This window comes from Arthrobacter sp. ES3-54 (assembly GCF_029504395.1).
In the GTDB taxonomy this organism is placed as follows: domain Bacteria; phylum Actinomycetota; class Actinomycetes; order Actinomycetales; family Micrococcaceae; genus Arthrobacter.
Genome location: NZ_JAQFIF010000007.1, coordinates 94,916 through 113,721, shown reverse-complemented (window position 1 = coordinate 113,721; position 18,806 = coordinate 94,916). Strand labels below are relative to the sequence as shown.

The following is an 18,806-nucleotide window of genomic DNA, read 5'->3' as shown; positions in this document are numbered from 1 at the left end:
ATGACTGAGAACAAGACTGTTGAAGAACTGATTGCCCGTTCCAACCGCCTCGGCGCGGACAAGCGGAACACGAACTTCGCCGGCGGCAACACCTCCGCCAAGGGCGCCGAAAAGGACCCGGTGACCGGCGAGGACGTCGAGCTCCTGTGGGTCAAGGGCTCCGGCGGGGACCTGGGCACGCTGAAGGCCGAGGGCCTTGCCGTGCTGCGGCTGGACCGGCTGCAGGCACTGAAAAACGTGTATCCCGGCGTCGAGCGTGAAGACGAAATGGTGGCCGCGTTCGATTACTGCCTGCACGGCAAGGGCGGCGCCGCCCCCTCGATCGACACCGCCATGCACGGCCTGGTCGACGCCGCCCACGTGGACCACCTGCACCCGGACTCCGGCATCGCCATTGCCACGGCAGCCGACGGCGAGGCCCTCACCAAGGAGATCTTCGGCGAGAAGGTGGCGTGGGTGCCGTGGCGTCGCCCCGGCTTCCAGCTGGGCCTGGACATCGCCGCGATCAAGGACGCGAACCCGCACGCGGTCGGCACTATCCTCGGCGGCCACGGCATCACCGCCTGGGGCGCCACCAACGAGGAAGCCGAGGCCAACTCGCTGTGGATCATCGAGCAGGCCGAGCAGTACATCAAGGACCATGGCAGGGCCGAACCGTTCGGGCCGAAGCTGCCCGGCTTCGGCGCCCTCCCGGAGGCCGAGCGCCGCGCGAAGGCCGCCGCCCTGGCGCCCGTGATCCGCGGACTCGCCTCGACGGACAAGCCGCAGCTGGGCCACTTCAGCGATGACCCCGCCGTCCTGGAGTTCCTCGAAGCTGCAGAGCACCCCCGGCTCGGCGCCCTGGGCACGTCCTGCCCGGACCACTTCCTGCGCACCAAGGTCAAGCCGCTGGTGCTGGACCTGCCCGCCGACGCCCCGGTGGAGGATTCCGTGGCCCGGCTCAAGGAGCTCCACGCCGCCTACCGCGAGGACTACCAGGGGTATTACCGCCGGCACGCAACCCCGGACAGCCCCGCCCTGCGCGGCGCGGACCCGGCGATCGTGCTGGTGCCCGGGGTGGGCATGTTCTCCTTCGGGGCGAACAAGCAGACCGCCCGGGTGGCGGGGGAGTTCTACCTCAACGCCATCAACGTCATGCGCGGCGCCGAGGCCGTCTCCACCTACGCCCCGATTGAGGAATCCGAGAAGTTCCGGATCGAATACTGGGCCCTGGAAGAGGCCAAGCTGGCTCGGATGCCCAAGCCGAAATCCCACGTCGGCCGGATCGCCCTGGTGACCGGGGCGGCGTCGGGCATCGGCAAGGCGATCGCCACCCGCTTCGCCGCCGACGGCGCGTGCGTGGTCATCGCGGACCTGAACCTGGACAACGCCCAGGCCGTGGCCGCGGAACTCGGCGGCGCCGACGTCGCGATCGGTGTGCAGGCCGACGTCACCGACGAAGCCCAGATCGCCGCGGCCATCCAGGAAGCCGTCCTGGCCTTCGGCGGCCTGGACCTGGTGGTCAACAACGCCGGGCTCTCCATCTCCAAGCCGCTCCTGGAAACCACGGAAAAGGACTGGGACCTGCAGCACAACGTCATGGCCAAGGGCTCGTTCCTGGTGGCCAAGGCCGCCGCACAGGTGATGATCGGCCAGGAAATGGGCGGGGACATCATCTACATCTCCTCCAAGAACTCCGTGTTCGCCGGCCCGAACAACATCGCCTACTCCGCCACCAAGGCAGACCAGGCCCACCAGGTCCGGCTCCTTGCCGCGGAACTGGGCGAGTACGGGATCCGGGTCAACGGCATCAACCCCGACGGCGTGGTCCGCGGCTCCGGGATCTTCGCCGGCGGCTGGGGCGCCAAGCGCGCCGCCGTCTACGGGGTGCAGGAAGAGGAACTGGGCAAGTACTACGCCCAGCGCACCCTGCTCAAGCGCGAAGTGCTGCCCGAAAACGTGGCCAACGCCGCCGCCGTGCTCACCGGCAGCGAGCTCTCCCACACCACCGGGCTGCACATCCCCGTGGACGCCGGCGTGGCCGCGGCCTTCCTCCGATGAGTGCCGCGTCACCAGCGGATACCGCACTAGCCAGCGGCGGCCTGTCCGCCGGCAGTGTCTTTGTCGCTATCGACATCGGCGCGTCCTCCGGCCGGGTCATCCTGGGCCGGGTCGCGGGCAGTCCCGGTGGGACAAGGACCGAACTGGAGACCGTGCACCGCTTCCCCAACGGCGTCAAAGAGTTCGACGGCGGCCTCCGCTGGGACTTCGACGCGCTGTTCGCCGAGGTCCTCACCGGGCTCGCGGCGGCCGCCACGGCGGCCGCGGCCCGCGGCGAGGGCATCGCCAGCATCGGGATTGACACCTGGGCCGTCGATTACGGGCTGGTGAATGCCGCCGGCGAGCTCGTCGCGGCGCCGTTCAGCTACCGCGATGACCGGTCCCGGGGTGCCGTCGCCCGGGTCCACCAAGAACTCGACACGGCCCGACTCTACGCCACCACGGGGCTGCAGTTCCTGCCGTTCAACACGATCTACCAGCTCGCCACCGAGTCCGGCCTGGACGGGCTGCAGGCCCTGCTCATCCCGGACCTCATCGGATTCCTGCTGACCGGCCGGCGCCGCACCGAGGCCACCAACGCCTCCACCACCGGACTCTTCGACGCCGTCGCGGGGGAGTGGGCCACGGAGTTCCTGGCCGCCCTGGGCCTGCCCGGGGACCTGTTCCCGCCGCTGATCCAGCCCGGCGAGATCCTCGGCACCCTGCTGCCGAAGATCGCGGAACGGACCGGCCTGTCCGCCGCCACGAAGGTGGTGGCCGTGGGCTCGCATGACACCGCCTCCGCCGTCGCCGCCGTGCCCGCGGGCGCCGGAGGTGATGAGGAGAAATTCGCCTACGTCTCCTCGGGCACCTGGTCCCTGGTCGGCGTCGAACTCTCCCATCCGGTCCTGACCGAGGCCAGCCGCGCCGCCAACTTCACCAACGAACGCGGCGTGGACGGCACCATCCGCTACCTGCGCAACGTCGGCGGCCTCTGGCTGCTCAGCGAATGCCAGCGCACCTGGGCCGCCGAGGGCTACCGGCCCGAACTCGAGGAACTGCTCGACGCCGCCGCAACACTTCCTCCCGGCGGCCCGGTCATCAACGCCGACGACCCCTACTTCATCGCCCCGGATAACATGCCCGAACGCATCCGGGCCGCGGTCCGCAACACCGGCACGGTCCTGCCGGAGCATCCCGCGCACATCGTGCGGTGCATCCTCAACAGCCTCGCCGCCGGTTACGCCCGGACTATCGCCGACGCCGAACGGCTCGCGGACGTGCATGCCGGCGTCGTGCACATTGTGGGCGGCGGATCCCAGAACCGGCTCCTGTGCCAGCTCACCGCCGATGCCACCGGAAAACGCGTCATCGCAGGCCCGGTTGAAGCCACAGCCCTGGGCAACGTCCTGGTCCAGGCCCGCGCCACCGGCGTGCTCAGCGGCGGCCTGGGTGAGCTGCGCGCCGTGGTCCGTGCCTCCCAGCAGCCGGCGGAGTACATCCCCTCACGCCGGGCGGCACATCAGGGCGCCGGAGGTGCCCTGTGAGGATCGCGCTGTTTGCCACGTGCATCGTGGACGCCATGTACCCGGCCACGGCGCGCGCCACGGTGTCCATCCTGGAACGCCTCGGCCACGAGGTCATCTTCCCCGCGGGGCAGGCCTGCTGCGGGCAAATGCACGTCAACAGCGGCTACTTCAAGGAGGCGCTGCCGGTCGTCGCCAACCATGTGAGGGCGTTCGAAGAAGATGAGTACGACGTCGCCGTCGCACCGTCCGGTTCCTGCGTCGCCTCCGTGAAGCACCAGCACGCCATGATCGCCCGCCGCTGCGGGGACGCCGGGCTGGAAGCCCGGGCAGCCGCCGTCGGGCGCAAAACCTATGAGCTCTCCCAACTCCTGGTCGATGTCCTCGGCGTCACGGACGCCGCGGCGCAGCTGGGCTCCTACTTCCCGCACCGGATCACCTACCACCCGAGCTGCCACGGCATGCGGCTGCTCCGGCTCGGCGACCGGCAGTTGGAGCTCCTGCGCTCGGTGGCAGGCATCGAGGTGGCCGAGCTGCCCGAGGCCGAGCAGTGCTGCGGCTTCGGCGGCACCTTCTCGATGAAGAACGCGGACGTGTCCTCGGCGATGCTCGCGGACAAGACCGCCAACATCTGCGGCACCGGCGCCGAGCTCTGCGCCGGCGGCGACGCGTCCTGCCTCCTGCATATCGGCGGCGGCCTGTCCCGGCAGGGCAGCGGCGTCACCACGATGCACTTCGCCGAAATCCTTGCCAGCACCCTCGAGCACCCCGCCGCCGTCACCGGCGACGTCCGCCTCACCACCGGAAGGACCGCACAATGAGCGGCACATTCCTGGGGATGCCGTCCCTGCCCGTCTTCGGCATCGGCAACCTGCACGAGCACGAGCCCTTCCCTAAAGCCGCGCACCGCGAACTCGGCAACACCCAGCTGCGGGCAAACCTCGGCCACGCCACCCGGACCATCCGGGACAAGCGGCTGGCCGTGGTGTCCGAGCTCCCCGACTGGGAGGAGCTGCGCGAGGCGGGCCGGGCGATCAAGGAATCCGTCATGGCCCGGCTGCCGGAGCTGCTGGAGCAGTTCGAGGCGAACTTCACCGCCCGTGGCGGCATCATCCACTGGGCCCGCGACGCTGGCGAGGCCAACCGGATAGTCGCCGCCCTCATCCGGGACCAGGGCGCCGACGAGGTGGTCAAGGTCAAGTCCATGGCCACCCAGGAAATCGGCCTCAACGAGTACCTTGAGGAACAGGGGATCGCGGCGTTCGAGACCGACCTCGCCGAGCTGATCGTCCAGCTGGACCACGACAAGCCCAGCCACATCCTGGTCCCGGCCATCCATAAGAACCGCAGCCAGGTTCGGGACATCTTCCTGCGCGAAATGGAGGGCGTGGATCCGGAGCTGACCGACGAGCCGGCCCGCCTCGCCGCGGCCGCCCGGGCCCACCTGCGCCGCAAGTTCCTCAGCGCCAAGGTGGCCGTGTCCGGCGCGAACTTCGCCCTCGCGGACTCCGGCACGCTCGCCGTCGTCGAATCCGAAGGCAACGGGCGCATGTGCCTGACGCTGCCGGAAACCCTGATCACCGTGATGGGCGTGGAGAAGCTGCTGCCGGCGTGGGAGGACCTCGAGGTGTTCATGCAACTGCTTCCGCGCTCCTCCACCGGGGAGCGGATGAACCCGTACACCTCGCTGTGGACCGGCGTCACGCCGGACGACGGGCCGCAGAACGTCCACCTGGTCCTGCTGGACAACGGCCGCAGTGCCGCCCTGGCCGACGAGATGGGCCGCTCCGCCCTGCACTGCATCCGCTGCAGCGCCTGCATGAACGTCTGCCCCGTCTACGAGCGCACCGGCGGGCACGCCTACGGGTCCACCTACCCGGGACCGATCGGCGCCATCCTGTCCCCGCTGCTGACCGGGATCACGGCGGAGGAGAACAGCTCACTGCCGTACGCGTCGTCCCTGTGCGGGGCCTGCTATGACGCCTGCCCGGTGAAGATCAACATCCCGGACATCCTGGTGCACCTGCGCGGCGAGGACGTGGACAGCAAACGCGGCAAGAAGCGACTCCCGAGCCAGATGGACCTGGGCATGAAGGCGGCCTCCTGGGCGCTGTCCTCCGGAAAGAACCTCGGCCTCGTCGAGAAAGCGCTGCCGCTGGGCCGGCTTGCCGCCGGGCCGGACCGGAAAATCACCAAACTGCCCGGCATTGCCGGCGGCTGGACCCAGAGCCGGGACATCCCGGCACCGCCCGGACTGTCGTTCCGGCAGTGGTGGGACAAGGAACACCAGGCCCCGGCCGCACCGCCGGCCGCAACCGGTACCGGGGACGCTGGCACAGAGGAGAACCCGTGAACGCGCGCACAGAAATACTCGACCGGATCCGCTCCGCACTCCGTGATGCGCCGGCGGTACCGGACGTGCCCCGCGACTACCGCCGGTCCTCCGCCCTGGGCGAGGAGGAGCTCATCGAGCTCTTGACGGACCGGCTCCTGGACTACAAAGCGAACGTCTTCGTCGAAGAAGCGGCCACGGTTCCGCAGCGGCTCGCCGCGCTGCTCGAGAGCACCGGCCGCTACGCCGTCCCGCACGGCCTCGACCAGGCCCTGTTCGCGGAGGCGGACGCCCACGACGCCGGCTCCCGCCGCGTCACCGACGCCCCCGGGCACCGGCTCAGCGTCGAGGAACTGGACGGAGTGGACGCCGTCGTGACCGGCAGCGCCGTCGCGGTCGCCGAAACCGGCACCATCATCCTCGACGCCGGCCCGGACCAGGGCCGCCGGGTTATCAGCCTCGTCCCGGACCGGCACATCTGCATCGTGCGGGCCGGGGAGATCACGGCCATCCTGCCGGAGGCGCTCCGCCGGCTCGACGCCACCCGCCCGCAGACCTGGATCAGCGGCCCCAGCGCCACCAGCGACATCGAACTCGAACGCGTCGAAGGCGTCCACGGTCCGCGGACCCTGGACGTGGTAATCGTCCGCGGGTAGGCCGGAGGCCGGGCCCTGCTTCCCTTGAGATAAGGGGAAGCAGGGCCCTCCAGTTTGCGGTGACCGGTTCGGGGAATGGGCCGCTAGCTCCCCGATCACTCAGTGGGTACACATGGTCTTCTCAGCGGGGAGTTGAACCATGGACGCATGTACTTAGTCGATCCCAGAGCCTGTGCACAACGCGTGATGCACCCTGGCGCGTGGTTGCCAAAGCCGATCCGCCGGCACCTGGTCGTCCGGGACCGGCAGCCCACGAACTCCCGGCTCGACTATCTCGAGGCAGGCCTCACGGGAACTCTGAGCACGGCCTCTTCACGGCGCAGGGCCAAGGAACTCGAACAGGCATTCCGGAACGGCGACGTTGCCTACGAAGACGCCTGCTTGGAGATGGAGCAACTCGACGGGGAGCCCTGATCGGCTGCCTGCGCTCGCCAAAACTGAGGGTCCGCTACGATGACGCTATGAGCGCGCTGCAACGCTAGCCCCATTCGGGGGCCGGCGCCAATGGAAAGGCATTCCATGATGAAGCGCGCTCTGCCACATGCACTGTTCTATGTCTTCGGACATCGTGTCTGCTGTGGCACCATTCCTGGCTGGACCGCTCACATCGGCCAGAAGTGGGACACCTTTGATGTCGCACCCTACAACCTCTATAACGTCATCTGGCGCGCTCAGAACTGGGTCTTGCAGAACTGCGACGACTAACCGTCTCGGAGCGTTCTTCGCTAGGAACTGCTCCGGCACCTCGTGGCCAGCGTCTACAACGCCGGCGGCTTGGTGGGCGCGGTCATCCCCGGACCGGCCGGCCCTGCTGAGCGTGGAATGGGAGAACGGGCTTCGCCTGGGGCTATCGGCGAGGACGCCATCTCGTGCTAGGCTCCCCAGAATCCCCACGCGACCGTATGCAAGTCGCAATCACTCAGGAGGTTCGCGGTGCCGGACACCACCTGCCACATGTCGATCTCGCTGGACGGCTTCGTCGCCGGGCCGGACCAGAGCCGCGAGAACCCCCTGGGCAAGCGGGGGCTGGAGCTGCACCGCTGGCACATCGGCGACCCGCGAGCCAACCATGCCGACAAGGTCGCGAGCGAGTGGCTCATGCGCCCGCGAGGCGCGTATTTGATGGGTCGGAACATGTTCGGCCCTGTCCGCGGGGACTGGGATGAGGAATGGACCGGGTGGTGGGGAGCCGAACCGCCGTACCACGCGCCGGTGTTCGTGCTGACCCGTCACGAACATGACCCCATCCAAATGGACGGCGGGACCACCTTCCACTTCGTCACCGAGGGCTTCGACGCGGCCTACTCCGCAGCCTGCCAGGCCGCCGGGGACAAAGGCGTGGACATCGCCGGTGGGGCTTCGACAGTCCGACAGGCACTGATCGCCGGCGTGATCGACGAGCTAACTCTCGACATCGCACCGGTCCTGCTCGGTTCGGGAGAGCGAATCTTCGACGGGGTTGAATCCTTCGGCTTCGAACCCGCCGAGGTACTTCACTCACCGTTGGCCACCCACATCCGCTATCGCCGCCTCAGCTAACTCCGTAGACGTCACCACCCGGATGACGCAGCCTTGCTGCCCGATGACCTGGCGGATCTTCGCGGAGACAGCGAAGTGGGATTTGAAGTGGTCTCGGGCTGATCAGCGGCGGGTTGGCTGAGGACGCTCATCTTTGCTGGTGCGATTCATCATCCCGAGGATGAGGAACGTGACGCCCATCGTGAAGAACGCGATCCAGGCCGTGGTGCCCAGGAAGATCATGGCGATCGCAACGGCAAGGAAGACGATCCCGACCGGCAGAAATACTGTGCTGCTGGATCTTTTGGCTCGGCCGTTCGCTTCTGACGTGGGCTTTCCTTCACCGTTCATCTGGCTGAGACTACGTCGCTGAGTAGATGCCCGCAAAACGGTCTTCCGCAAAGGTGCCTTGAAGTATTTCATTGCCAACAAGTACGTTCCAGACAAAGCAAAAGGCCCTGCTTCCCTTTGTTTACAAGGGAAGCAGGGCCTTTCTCATTCGCGGTGACGGTGGGATTTGAACCCATTTAGAAGCGTTACTGCTGAAAGGAAACGTCTAGTTTCAGGATGTAAGAAGTACTGCGTTGGCGGGCAGTCAAGCCCTTCCCGTTCGCACCACTTCTCCACATCCACCCTCGTGTCCCAGAAGCCGCCCGTCTTGGCGTATTCAAAAAACACTTTCGGGACGTTGCCTGACGGTGTCTTACGCCCGCCTCGGGCGAGCCTTCTGCTACTCATGACGGACCACCCATCCAAGCGCCAGCATCCCGGCGGGGGTGAGCCCTAGCTGCCTGCCTGGGTGCCGCATTTCCTGCGCCTGCCATGCGCTGGCGGATCCCTCATAAACTGCCCGCGCGTGGCAGACATAGGCCGCTACAGCAGGCGCGAACGAGTCGTCATACTCGTTGGCCTGCGGCGATTTCCAGTGTTTCGCCGCAATTTCCTATCTTCTGGTGACCAATTGCCCAACTTTGGGAGTTGTGGAACGGGCAAATCGCAACCTTCGGCGGGTAACTCGATGAGCCCGGAACGCACGCCAGGGCTGCGGTGCCGGGAAATCGGCTTACTTGGATTAGCTTTGGGACCGGGTACGGCCGGCCTCCTTTCGGTTGGGTCTATCTGCTTGCAAAACGTGCTGCTCTCCTCGCCGGCGGTCTGGCTGGGGGCGGGCCTAGCCCCACTGGGCGGGGGTGTGCGGCCCTTCATGCAGGTTGTGCAGAGATGGACGCCTATTGGGACAAATTGATTCGGCCGCCCATATGCTGATCGGATGACCCAGGGAACGCGAGAAGAAGACCAAACGGAGAACGCGCGTCTGATGGTCCTTTACGAGGCGTTGACAGCCCGGGTGGGCGACAGGGACGCCTTGTTGTGGCAATCCCCAGCCTTGGGCATGACGGCACAGGCGTTCCTTCTGGTCATAGCCCTCGGGCATGATTCCAGCCCGGCTGCGCGGTGCCTGGCAGCGCTCCTCGGGATAGTCGTGACGTTTATGTCGGTGCAGTTGATGCTGAAACACAGAATGTATATGACGAGCGATCAGCTAATGATGATCTCGTTGGAGCGCAGGATGGGCATGCCTTCGAGCGCTATCGACTTTCAACACCAGATTGCGTATTTGAAACGAGATGTCACGCTGCCGCGGCTTATCAAAAGGGCAAGACCGAAAAAGTACCTAACGAGACTGCGCAGCGTGGATGTCTGGATGTGGGGCCTTGGACTTTTCGGGGTCATAAATCTGGCCCTCCTTATCTTCTCTACATTTGATGCTTTCGGGTTCCCCTGTTCGTGGACGGTTCACACCGTTTCTGGCGAGACTCGCTGCGTCCTATCCCTTTAGCCCGCCGAATCGCTCGTCCAAACCGTCACGCCCTCTCCGCAACGGCCGAGGCCGTCGAGTTGGTTCGTCTTGAAGCCGAGCATGGGCTGTACTCTGGCGGAGTCAATCGCGCTATTTGGGAGAAAAGTGGAGTTCAAACGTTCAGCCGGGATCTTCGTGGCCGGGATTTCTTTGTTCCTTGGGGGACCGCTGCTGAGCTATGCCGGGATACTCTTCATGGCTTTGTCTGCTTCGAGGAACGACAGAGGCTTGACAGCTGTGTTTGTTAGTCTTTCGATTTTCGGGGCGTTGCTCGGACTGGTGGGGTTCTTCATGCTGCTCGTTGCCACGCACCGGGCCCTAATCAAGATCGATGCGCTGCCCGTGCGCATACAGTCAGCACAGCGGCAGAGCTGGCCTGCGGACCGAGTCTGACAGCCATGTCTTCCTAACGATGGTCGTGCCCGTAGCCGCGGCTATGTAGCTACGGGCACAACGCTTCCCTGCAAGTCGCAAGCCGGCAGGGGCGGGGGATCTTCGGAAATTAGCCCAGGTGAGTTAGATCGAAAGCTAGGCCCTTAGCCAGGTGGTAGCCATCGGGAGCCAGCTTGTCGCGGTGATTGTGCCGGAAGTTACGCCCCAGAGCTTCAGCTTGCCGTCAGGCGCCGCGCCGGCAGCCGTGATCTGCCACGTTGAGCACTGCCCGCCTCGTCTTCGGCCTTCTGCGCATTCGCGGAGATGACGTTGTCACCGTTGCGGATGGGTTCATTGCCGTCCGGTTTCTGGAATCCGAGCGGGGTTGTTTCAACAGCCAAAATGGCTCCTTCTGGTCGTTTTTGGGTACAAAAAACCAGCCATGAGCGGGCTGCGAGGGATGGTCTAACTATTCGCCGAAGGTCTCCTCGGAGTGGCTCGGCGGGGACCTTCAAATGCTGCGGTATTGTCGTCCGTGGAATCTTTTACCACGAGGGGGACAATTGGGTAATTTCATCTATGGGACCGATGGCAACATCAAACTGAACATCAATGACGATGTTCTGCGGGCGTTACAGGAGGCCGTAGTTGGCCGGATTTCTAAGGGAGAGGTGCTGCATCTTGCGTTTACGGGTAAGCAAAACGGTCGAGCCGCAACATCCGCGCTTATTCTTTCTTCGTCTATCCCTATGATGTTCACTTACGAGCTCGAAAAACTTCCCGAGATCAACAAGTCTTTGGTAACTGGCTTTAACGGGCTTATCGATGAAACCGGTGGATTGGATCTTTCCGGGTTGGGATCCCCAGCAAAGTCCTAGGCGGTTGGCCCTCGGCCGCCCTGCAAGTCGCAAGCGGGCAGGGGACCTCACCGTGTGGCTGGATCGCAAGTCAGGGGGCTTGTTTGGCCCGAGAAAGCATTCGCCATCGAGCGTGCTGGCGGGGTTCCTGCCAATCTTATTCGACTGTTGGTTTACACCCTTCGACCGGCCCTGGTATCAGTCTGGTTAGCAGGCGTTCCCGGACCAGCGCCTGGCCAGTGCGCCGTGAGCGGGCTGATTGGCTAATTTGACAGTGTGGAAAGCGCGGGCAAGTGGGAAGGCGCCGGCGCCCCGGTCAGTGGTTTGACCTTCGAGCTTTACGTTGCCGACTTCCGCAAACGTCTATCGGGTTCGAGCGCGACGGGTCTTTCTTAGAGTCAGCGGTTGTTCTACCGTTGCGACTATGAGGCTGCACGTGACCTACCAAGGTGGAGATAAGGACAGTAAGTCTGAGCTTCGCGAATTATCGGAGTTCCCGATAGAACTTCCTGGGGGCAGGTACGACTTGACCTTCAGACACGCGAGCCAAGAACCCGAGCCAACGCAAGCCGCAGCTACTTGGGTACCGCAAGCGCTGCCGACGAGTCAGTAGCCCATCAATCGACCGACTTGGCGATAGCCTCAATGGGCGCATCTGAGGCGTAGGAGCTGATTTCGTCCGGCTTGGGGACCTCGAAGGGGGCTGAGACGGAGAAGGACTGGGAAGAAAAGGAAGCTCTTGCAAAAATGAGCGCACCGGATCCCGAGGACTCGGCTTCGTAAATGGCGACCATAGAGCCTTACGAGACGAAGCTGCGCCGACGCTATCGGGTTCTGTATCGAACCCCGGAACGCAAGCAGATCACCAAACGCGGGTTTACGACCAAGCGCGACGCCGAGCGCTTCGCCAGGAGTATTGAAGTTTCGAAGGACCGAGGCGAGTTCATCAACCCCGCGGATGCGGCTGCAACGGTGGGGGAGTTGGGTTCCGTGTGGATCAAGGCTCAGACACACCTTAAAGCGTCCAGCTACAGGCCTGTCGAGTTGGCCTGGCGGATCCATGTTGAACCGCATGGGGCTCGGTGAAGCTGAGTGACATTCGGTCCTCGGCGGTGCAGCAGTGGGTTTCGGAGATGACTAAAGGCGACGGGCCGGTCGCAAGCCGAAGGCCGGGGCCACTGTTATCCGTTACTACGGCGTGCTCGCGGCAATATTGGATGAGGGGGTCAAGGACCGACGCCTATTGAGCAACCCTGCGCGGGGCATGAACCTGCCCAAGAAGGCCCATATCTATCTGAGCCACGAGCAGGTGCATTTGATGGCCTCAGAGTCGAAATATCCGGCCCTGGTCTTGGTGCTCGCACATTCCGGCTTGCGATGGGGCGAAGCGATCGGACTGCGCGTAAAGGATCTAGACATGCTTAAGCGGCGATTCCTGGTAACTGAGAATGCAGTCGAGGTTGGTTCCCGCATCGTCGTTGGCACGCCGAAGAACCATAAGCATCGCTCCGTGCCCTTCCCGAGGTTCTTGGCTGGGATGCTGGCGCAGCAGTGCTCGGGTAAGCATCGTGATGACCTCGTGTTTGCAGGAGAGGATGGCGGCTACCTGCGCTCCGCGCGTGTCCACGAAGACAACATGAGCTGGTTCGCTGGAGCGGTAAAGCGTTCTGGCATCCCGAGGATCACGCCACACGACCTCAGGCATTCCGCACGTAGCTTTGCTGTCTCTGCCGGTGCCAACGTGAAAGCGGTCCAGAAGATGCTGGACATAGCAGCGCGGCGATGACCCTGGACGTCTACGCGGATCTGTTCGATGACGACTTGGACGCCGTGGCGGACGCGCTAGAAAACGCAGTCTCACGGTCTGATGTTGTCAAAATGTTGCCACGGAAGGCCATCTAGACAAAGCAAAAGGCCCTGCTTCCCTTTGTTTACAAGGGAAGCAGGGCCTTTCTCATTCGCGGTGACGGTGGGATTTGAACCCACGTTGGCTTTTACACCAAACAACATTTCGAGTGTTGCACCTTCGGCCGCTCGGACACGTCACCAACCTGACTAGGCTACCGGAGCAAGGCGCCCATCTACAAAACGAGCCACAACGGCTTCCGCGCAACGCCGCGCCCGCGCGCGGCACGCTTCCCCACGAACAAAGAGGGCACTAGATTCGTAAGCACAATGACTAATTTTGAACGGCACGCCACCGCCTATTGGACCGTCGGCCCGGAGCAGGGCGAGCTCCGCAGCGAGGACCTGCCCACCCCCGGACCCGGGGAGGCGCTCGTCCGGACTCTGTATTCGGGCATCAGCAAGGGCACCGAGCTGGTGGTTCATCACGCGAGCGTCCCGGCGTGCGTCGCCGATGCCATGGCCGCCCCCAACCAGGAGGGGGACTTCCCGTACCCGGTGAAATTCGGCTACCTCACCGTAGGGGTGGTCGAGGCCGGCCCGGAGGGCTGGACCGGCAAGACCGTCTTCTGCCTCTACCCGCACCAGGACCGCTTCATCGTCCCGGTCGAATCACTCACCGTGATTCCCGACGGCGTTCCCGCCCGCCGCGCGGTGCTCACCGGCACGGTGGAAACCGCCGTCAACGGCATCTGGGAGGCCGGACCCCGCCTGGGTGACAGGGTTGCCGTGATCGGGGCCGGACTGGTCGGCGGCATGGTGGCCAAGCTCCTGGCCGGTTTTCCGCTGGCGCGACTGCAGCTGATCGACGTCGACCCCGCCAAGCGCGCGTTCGCGGACGCCCTCGGCGTCGACTTCAGCCACCCCGACGACGCCCTCCCGGACTGCGACATCGTGATCCACTGCTCGGCCTCGCAGGAAGGCCTGCAGCGGAGCCTGCAGTTGGTGGGCGACGACGGCGACATCATCGAAATGTCCTGGTATGCCGACCGGAAGATCTCCCTGCCGCTGGGGGAGGACTTCCATGCCCGCCGTCTGTCCATCCGGGCCAGCCAGGTGGGGATGGTGGCCCGCGCCCGCCGGCACCGCCGCACCAACGCCGAGCGCCTCGCGCTCGCCGTGTCGTTGCTGCAGGACCCGGTCTTCGACGTCTTCCTCACCGGATCCTCGACATTCGAGGAGCTCCCCGGCGCAGTCCAGCGGCTCGCCGACGGGACCCTGGACGCCCTGTGCCACGTCATTGAATATCCGTCCGCCGGAGTCGTGTCCGCCAAGCTCCCGTCCACCCAAGACTCATCCGCCCAAGCCCAGCCCACCGAAGCCACGAGGTAGCCCGTGTTCAGTCTTACCGTCCGCCGTAATTTCATGATCGCCCACAGCCTGCCGCGCGAAGCCTTCGGCCCCGCCCAGGGCCTGCACGGGGCCACGTTCGTCACGGAGGTGACCTTCCGCCGTCGTGAACTCAATGACGACGCGATCGTGCTGGACATCGGCGCGGCCGGGGGCGTGCTGGACGAGGTCATCGAGGGGCTGAACTACAAGAACCTCGACGAGCATCCCGACTTCGCCGGCAAGCTGAGCACCACCGAGGCCCTCGCCCAATACATCGCCGACGCCGTCGCCGCGCAGATCCGCGTCGGCAACGACGGGCGCGAGCTCGCCGGGCTGGACGTCACCCTGCGCGAGACCCCCGATGCCTGGGCCAGCTTCTCGCTGGACTTCGACGCCCGCTAAGCACCGCAGATGCCTCCGGCCAGCCTTCGCCTCCGGTTTGTGGTGCCCGGCAACATCCGGCACAACTCCGGCGGCAACGTCTACAACGCGGCGCTCGCCCGGGAACTGGCGGCCCTCGGCGCCGCTGTGGAATCCTGCCCGCTCGACGGCGACTGGCCTGGAGGCAGCGCGGGGGACCGGCGGCGCCTGGCCAGCCTTTTGCACACGGCACCCTCGGTGATCTTGGTCGACAGCTTCCTCGCCTGCGGTGCGCCCGACGAACTGGAGGCGGCCGGGGCGGCGGGGCAGCAGGTCTGGATCCTGCTGCACATGCCCCTGCCGGACCATGCGGAGCATGAACGCAGGGCCCTGCAGGCCGCGGCCGGTGTCATCTGCACGAGCGGTTCGGCCGCGGCGGGCATCCGCGCCCGGCACGGCCTGGACGGCATCAGGGTGGCCCTGCCCGGCACCGCGCCCGCCCGGTTGGCGGCAGGCAGCCTGTCCGGCGGCTCCGGCGTGCCGCACCTCATCGCCGTGGCCGCATTGCTGGAGAACAAGGACCAGTCGCTCCTGCTGGACGCGCTCGCCCGCCTCACGGATCTGCCCTGGACGGCGTCCCTCATCGGCTCGGACACCGCGGACCCTGTTTATGCCGCGCAGCTTCGGAACTCCGTGGAACGGTTGGGCCTGGCCGGGCGGGTCAGCATTCCGGGCGAGCTCCGTGGCCCGGCGCTGGAGGCTGAATGGGATGCGGCCGATCTCAGCCTGCTGATTTCCCGGGCCGAAACCTACGGGCTGGTGGTCACCGAATCGCTGGCCCGCAGCATTCCCGTGGTGGTGCGCGAGGGCACCGGAGCCGTCGAGGCGCTCGCCGCCGGCAACCTGTCCGGCTCGCCGGTGCCGGGCAACCTGCCCGGCTTGCCGGTACCGGACAAGCCGCTGCCTGGCGCCGCCGTCGGGCTCGGAACGGACCCGGCCCCGCTGGCTGACTTGCTCCGCCGCTGGCTGGGCGACGCCGGACTCAGGGAACGCTGGCGGGACGCGGCAGCAGACGCCCACGGCCGGTTGCCCGGCTGGGACGCCACCGCCCGGACCGTTCTGGAGTTCCTATCGGCGGAAGCCCCAGCAACCTCCGCAACCCCGGAACCTCCCGAAACCGGCGAATCCGGGAAACCGGCGGCGCAGGTTGATACGGCTTCTTGATACCGCTGACAGAGAAGCTGTTGGAGAATGAGCCCATGAGCACCCACCCTGTCGCCACGCAATCACCGTCGGTAGAAGAGCCCGTCAACCTGCCGGAGCCGCAGAGCCTGACCCCGGAGCGGCTCCGGGCGTGGTCCTGGCACCGGCAGGGCCTGGACGGCTCACTGGCCGGCCGCACGGCGGAGCAGGTTTTGGCCCGGGCGGGCTGGGCCCGGTCCGTGGGCGGCGCCAACCCGTATCTCACGCTCTTCGCCCGGGCCGGCATCCGCCGCGAACAGGTGGACACCGACGTCCTCGCCCACCGGATCCTCGAACTGCCCGTCGCCCGCGGCTGCACTTACGTCCTGGGCCGGGAGGACTTCGCTTGGGCGCTGAAGCTCGGCAAGGACGCCGCCGAAGCCATCCGCGTGCTCGGCCGGCTGGGCGTGGAACGGGGTGAAATCACGCTCCTGGAGGAGCAGGTGCTGCACGTGCTCGCCGAGGCGGAGGGGCCGATGGATCCGCGGCAGCTCAAGGAGGAACTGGGCGACTCGGTCCGGAACCTCGGCGAAGAAGGCAAGAAGAAGGGCGCCACCACCACGCTGCCCACCGCCCTGGGGATCCTGCAGGCGCAGGGCAAGATCCGCCGCGTCCCGGCCAACGGCCGCCTGGACCAGCAGCGCTACGCCTACGAGCCCTGGGGCCTGGCGCCCAGCGGCCTGGACGACGACGACGCGCACACCGAGCTGATCCGCCGCTACCTGGGCTGGACCGGCGGAGCCACCTTCAAGCAATCGCAGTGGTTCACGGGGTTCACGGTGGCGCAAAGCAAGGCGGCGCTCGCCGCCGTCGGCGCCGTCGAGGTGCCCACCGCGCCGGCCCCGTCACAGGCCGAGACCGGGGGCGACCCGCTGTGGATGCTGCCCGCGGACGTCGGCCGCCTCGCCGCATTCGAGGAGCCCGCGGGAGAACAGATCCAACTGCTCGCCGGAACGGACTCCCTGTTCCTGCTGCGCCGCAACGCGGCGGACCTGCTCGCGGGGGAAGACCAGCACCAACAGGCGCTGGGATCGCTCGCGCTGCAGGCGGATCTCCCGGACCACCCCATCCTGGACCGCGGCCGGATCATCGGGCTGTGGCAATACGAACCGGCCAAGGAGAGGATCGTGCCCTGGCTGTTCCACGGCCCCACGCCCGCCGTAACGCAGCGGATCGCCGAGGTGGAAGCCTGGATCCGCGAGGACCTCGGTGATTTCCGCGCCTTCAGCCTGGACTCTCCGGCCTCCCGGCAGAAGCGGATCGATGCGCTCGCGGCATCTGCAGGAGCCTCGGCGGCAGGGCCGTCTGCCGCCGGTGCGGCCGTCGGTGCGGCCGGCTAGCGGGAACGGATCAGGCGCGGTGCCCGGCGAAGAAATCCCGCAGCATTGCGGCGCACTCCTGCTCCCGAACGCCCGCAATGACTTCCACCCAGTGGTTGAGCCGGCGCTCACGGAGGATGTCGAACACGGAACCCGCGGCGCCTGCCTTCTCATCCCAGGCACCGAACACGACGCGCGGAATCCTGGCGAGGACGATCGCTCCCGCGCACATCGCGCACGGTTCCAGCGTCACCACCAGGGTGCAGTCCTCCAGCCGCCAGCCGTCGTCGCCCTTGCCTTCCAGCGCCCGGTGCGCCCGCAACCGCGCGGCGGCCTCCCGGATGGCGACCATCTCGGCGTGGGCCGTCGGGTCCCCAAGGGCCTCGCGTTCGTTTCGCCCGGCGCCCAGCACGGAACCGTCCGGTCCGATTACGACGGCGCCGATCGGCACGTCCGCGGTGGCCAGTGCATTCCGGGCCTCGGCCAGGGCAAGGCTCATCCATTCGGCATGGCGCGGCTCAGGGGCAGTCATGGGTCAATGATAGTTTCGATCCTAAGCATGCTGTGCAGCTCGGCTGCGCGGCCCAATTAGTTAATGTAGTCAAGTAGTCGGGAGACGGCCGTGACCACCGGAACAGAGAACTGGCTGGCGCGGCGCTGGGGCAAATGGGTGGTGCCCTACGCGGCCCTGTGGATCACCATGCTGATCGGCGGCGTGGTGGTGGTGATCCTGGCGCTGGTCAGCGCAGAAGTCTACGACAACGTGGTGGACGACGCCGGCCTCGCGAACCTGGACAAGCCGGCACTGGCGTTCATGGAACAGTTGCGCAGCCCTGGCTTGGACGCCTTCATCACCGGGTTCACCAACATCGGCGGCGGCATCGGGATGCCCATCTTAGGCAGCATCCTGACGGCGCTGCTGATCTACACCTCCCGGAGCTGGCGGCCGCTGATCCTGATCGGCGGCGCGGCCGCCGCGTCGGTGACTGCCACAACCCTGGGCAAGAAAATGATCGGCCGCGTCCGCCCGGACCATGCCGACGCGGTGCCGCCCTACGAGACCTCGCCGTCGTTCCCGAGCGGTCACACACTGAACACCACGGTGGTGATCGCGCTCGTGGTGTACCTGGCCTGCCTGCAGATCAAACGGACCAGCGCTCGGATCGGCCTGATCGCGGCGGGTGTGATCTTCATCGTCGCGATGGGCCTCAGTCGGGTCTATCTGGGCCATCACTGGCTGACCGACGTGATCGTCGGCTGGGTCATCGGGCTGGCCTGGGTGGGGATTGTGATCCTGGCCCACCGGTTCTTCCATGTGCTGCGGCGCCGGGAACACGCCGGGGAAGCGCCGACCTTCGAGCATCCCGCCCACCTCCATGACGGCGCCGCCGGCGCCACTGCCGGCGGCCCCGCCGGCGGCACTGCCGGCGGCACTGCACAGACCGACGCCAACGACGCCGATACCCCCGGCACTGCGGGACGGTCCTCAGCAACCGGGTGATAGTTT

General features: G+C 66.3%; 22 protein-coding genes and 1 tRNA gene. 18 read left to right on the top strand and 5 right to left on the bottom strand.

The genetic code is table 11. The annotated features are described in order from the left end of the window. From M2428_RS14080 to M2428_RS14045, 8 genes are all read left to right on the top strand, one after another. Positions 1–2,040 carry a bifunctional aldolase/short-chain dehydrogenase gene (locus tag M2428_RS14080; protein WP_277526569.1) on the top strand — a complete coding sequence of 680 codons (2,040 nt, stop codon included), beginning with the start codon at positions 1–3 and terminating at the stop codon, positions 2,038–2,040. Continuing rightward, on the top strand, positions 2,037–3,566 hold the full coding sequence (locus tag M2428_RS14075; protein ID WP_277526568.1) for a rhamnulokinase family protein: 1,530 nt from the start codon (positions 2,037–2,039) through the stop codon (positions 3,564–3,566). Before M2428_RS14080 ends, M2428_RS14075 begins: the two co-directional genes overlap by 4 nt. Then, positions 3,563–4,366 (top strand): (Fe-S)-binding protein, encoded by an 804-nt coding sequence (locus M2428_RS14070; protein ID WP_277526567.1) that lies wholly within the window; start codon positions 3,563–3,565, stop codon positions 4,364–4,366. Before M2428_RS14075 ends, M2428_RS14070 begins: the two co-directional genes overlap by 4 nt. Then, complete coding sequence (locus M2428_RS14065) at positions 4,363–5,898, top strand: LutB/LldF family L-lactate oxidation iron-sulfur protein (RefSeq protein ID WP_277526566.1); 1,536 nt, start codon at positions 4,363–4,365, stop codon at positions 5,896–5,898. The genes M2428_RS14070 and M2428_RS14065 overlap by 4 nt, the downstream gene beginning before the upstream one ends. Beyond that, positions 5,895–6,533 carry an LUD domain-containing protein gene (locus M2428_RS14060; RefSeq protein WP_277526565.1) on the top strand — a complete coding sequence of 213 codons (639 nt, stop codon included), beginning with the start codon at positions 5,895–5,897 and terminating at the stop codon, positions 6,531–6,533. Before M2428_RS14065 ends, M2428_RS14060 begins: the two co-directional genes overlap by 4 nt. A gap of 204 nt (positions 6,534–6,737) precedes the next feature. Further along, positions 6,738–6,947, top strand: a complete 210-nt coding sequence (locus tag M2428_RS14055) for a hypothetical protein (protein ID WP_277526564.1) — start codon at positions 6,738–6,740, stop codon at positions 6,945–6,947. A 105-nt stretch (positions 6,948–7,052) separates the two neighbouring features. Beyond that, positions 7,053–7,238: a hypothetical protein gene (locus tag M2428_RS14050; RefSeq protein ID WP_277526562.1), complete on the top strand. Its 186-nt coding sequence runs from the start codon at positions 7,053–7,055 to the stop codon at positions 7,236–7,238. 228 nt (positions 7,239–7,466) lie between these two features. Next, on the top strand, positions 7,467–8,072 hold the full coding sequence (locus M2428_RS14045; RefSeq protein ID WP_277526561.1) for a dihydrofolate reductase family protein: 606 nt from the start codon (positions 7,467–7,469) through the stop codon (positions 8,070–8,072). Between the two features lie 102 nt (positions 8,073–8,174). Here M2428_RS14045 and M2428_RS14040 read toward each other — a convergent pair whose 3' ends face one another. Beyond that, positions 8,175–8,474 carry a hypothetical protein gene (locus tag M2428_RS14040; protein WP_277526560.1) on the bottom strand — a complete coding sequence of 100 codons (300 nt, stop codon included), beginning with the start codon at positions 8,472–8,474 and terminating at the stop codon, positions 8,175–8,177. 847 nt (positions 8,475–9,321) lie between these two features. Here M2428_RS14040 and M2428_RS14035 point away from each other — a divergent pair. Together M2428_RS14035 and M2428_RS14030 are read left to right on the top strand one after the other, a co-directional pair. After that, positions 9,322–9,891, top strand: coding sequence for a hypothetical protein (locus tag M2428_RS14035; protein ID WP_277526559.1), 570 nt, complete (start codon positions 9,322–9,324; stop codon positions 9,889–9,891). Positions 9,892–10,017: 126 nt separating this feature from the next. Continuing rightward, positions 10,018–10,305, top strand: coding sequence for a hypothetical protein (locus tag M2428_RS14030; RefSeq protein WP_277526558.1), 288 nt, complete (start codon positions 10,018–10,020; stop codon positions 10,303–10,305). A gap of 212 nt (positions 10,306–10,517) precedes the next feature. On the opposite strand, the gene M2428_RS14025 is transcribed toward M2428_RS14030, so the two are convergent. After that, positions 10,518–10,685 (bottom strand): hypothetical protein, encoded by a 168-nt coding sequence (locus M2428_RS14025; RefSeq protein WP_277526557.1) that lies wholly within the window; start codon positions 10,683–10,685, stop codon positions 10,518–10,520. A gap of 162 nt (positions 10,686–10,847) precedes the next feature. Between M2428_RS14025 and M2428_RS14020 the strand changes: the two genes are divergently transcribed. Then, positions 10,848–11,162 (top strand): hypothetical protein, encoded by a 315-nt coding sequence (locus M2428_RS14020; protein ID WP_277526556.1) that lies wholly within the window; start codon positions 10,848–10,850, stop codon positions 11,160–11,162. Positions 11,163–11,758: 596 nt separating this feature from the next. Here the strand turns inward: M2428_RS14020 and M2428_RS14015 are convergent. After that, positions 11,759–11,935, bottom strand: a complete 177-nt coding sequence (locus M2428_RS14015) for a hypothetical protein (protein WP_277526555.1) — start codon at positions 11,933–11,935, stop codon at positions 11,759–11,761. Between M2428_RS14015 and M2428_RS14010 the strand changes: the two genes are divergently transcribed. Next, complete coding sequence (locus M2428_RS14010) at positions 11,925–12,227, top strand: Arm DNA-binding domain-containing protein (RefSeq protein ID WP_277526554.1); 303 nt, start codon at positions 11,925–11,927, stop codon at positions 12,225–12,227. The genes M2428_RS14015 and M2428_RS14010 overlap by 11 nt on opposite strands. 157 nt (positions 12,228–12,384) lie before the next feature. Further along, positions 12,385–12,927 carry a site-specific integrase gene (locus M2428_RS14005; RefSeq protein ID WP_277526553.1) on the top strand — a complete coding sequence of 181 codons (543 nt, stop codon included), beginning with the start codon at positions 12,385–12,387 and terminating at the stop codon, positions 12,925–12,927. 175 nt (positions 12,928–13,102) lie between these two features. Here M2428_RS14005 and M2428_RS14000 read toward each other — a convergent pair. Next, positions 13,103–13,189, bottom strand: a tRNA-Ser gene (locus tag M2428_RS14000). Positions 13,190–13,316: 127 nt separating this feature from the next. Here M2428_RS14000 and M2428_RS13995 point away from each other — a divergent pair. Genes M2428_RS13995 through M2428_RS13980 form a run of 4 tightly spaced genes read left to right on the top strand, consistent with a single transcriptional unit; the run spans position 13,317 to position 17,320 of the window. Continuing rightward, positions 13,317–14,378: a dehydrogenase gene (locus M2428_RS13995; protein WP_277526552.1), complete on the top strand. Its 1,062-nt coding sequence runs from the start codon at positions 13,317–13,319 to the stop codon at positions 14,376–14,378. A gap of 3 nt (positions 14,379–14,381) precedes the next feature. Beyond that, the gene (locus tag M2428_RS13990) at positions 14,382–14,780 is read left to right on the top strand and encodes a 6-carboxytetrahydropterin synthase (RefSeq protein ID WP_277526551.1); all 399 of its coding nucleotides are present in this window, start codon (positions 14,382–14,384) and stop codon (positions 14,778–14,780) included. Between the two features lie 9 nt (positions 14,781–14,789). Then, positions 14,790–15,962 carry a glycosyltransferase family 4 protein gene (locus M2428_RS13985; RefSeq protein ID WP_277526550.1) on the top strand — a complete coding sequence of 391 codons (1,173 nt, stop codon included), beginning with the start codon at positions 14,790–14,792 and terminating at the stop codon, positions 15,960–15,962. A 35-nt stretch (positions 15,963–15,997) separates the two neighbouring features. Further along, on the top strand, positions 15,998–17,320 hold the full coding sequence (locus tag M2428_RS13980) for a crosslink repair DNA glycosylase YcaQ family protein (protein ID WP_277526549.1): 1,323 nt from the start codon (positions 15,998–16,000) through the stop codon (positions 17,318–17,320). 10 nt (positions 17,321–17,330) lie between these two features. On the opposite strand, the gene M2428_RS13975 is transcribed toward M2428_RS13980, so the two are convergent. After that, positions 17,331–17,831: a nucleoside deaminase gene (locus tag M2428_RS13975; RefSeq protein WP_277526548.1), complete on the bottom strand. Its 501-nt coding sequence runs from the start codon at positions 17,829–17,831 to the stop codon at positions 17,331–17,333. Positions 17,832–17,921: 90 nt separating this feature from the next. On the opposite strand from M2428_RS13975, the gene M2428_RS13970 reads away from it, so the two are divergent. After that, a complete protein-coding gene (locus M2428_RS13970; RefSeq protein ID WP_277526547.1) occupies positions 17,922–18,800 on the top strand; it encodes a phosphatase PAP2 family protein in 879 nt (292 codons plus the stop codon). The last annotated feature ends 6 nt before the right edge of the window (positions 18,801–18,806 follow it).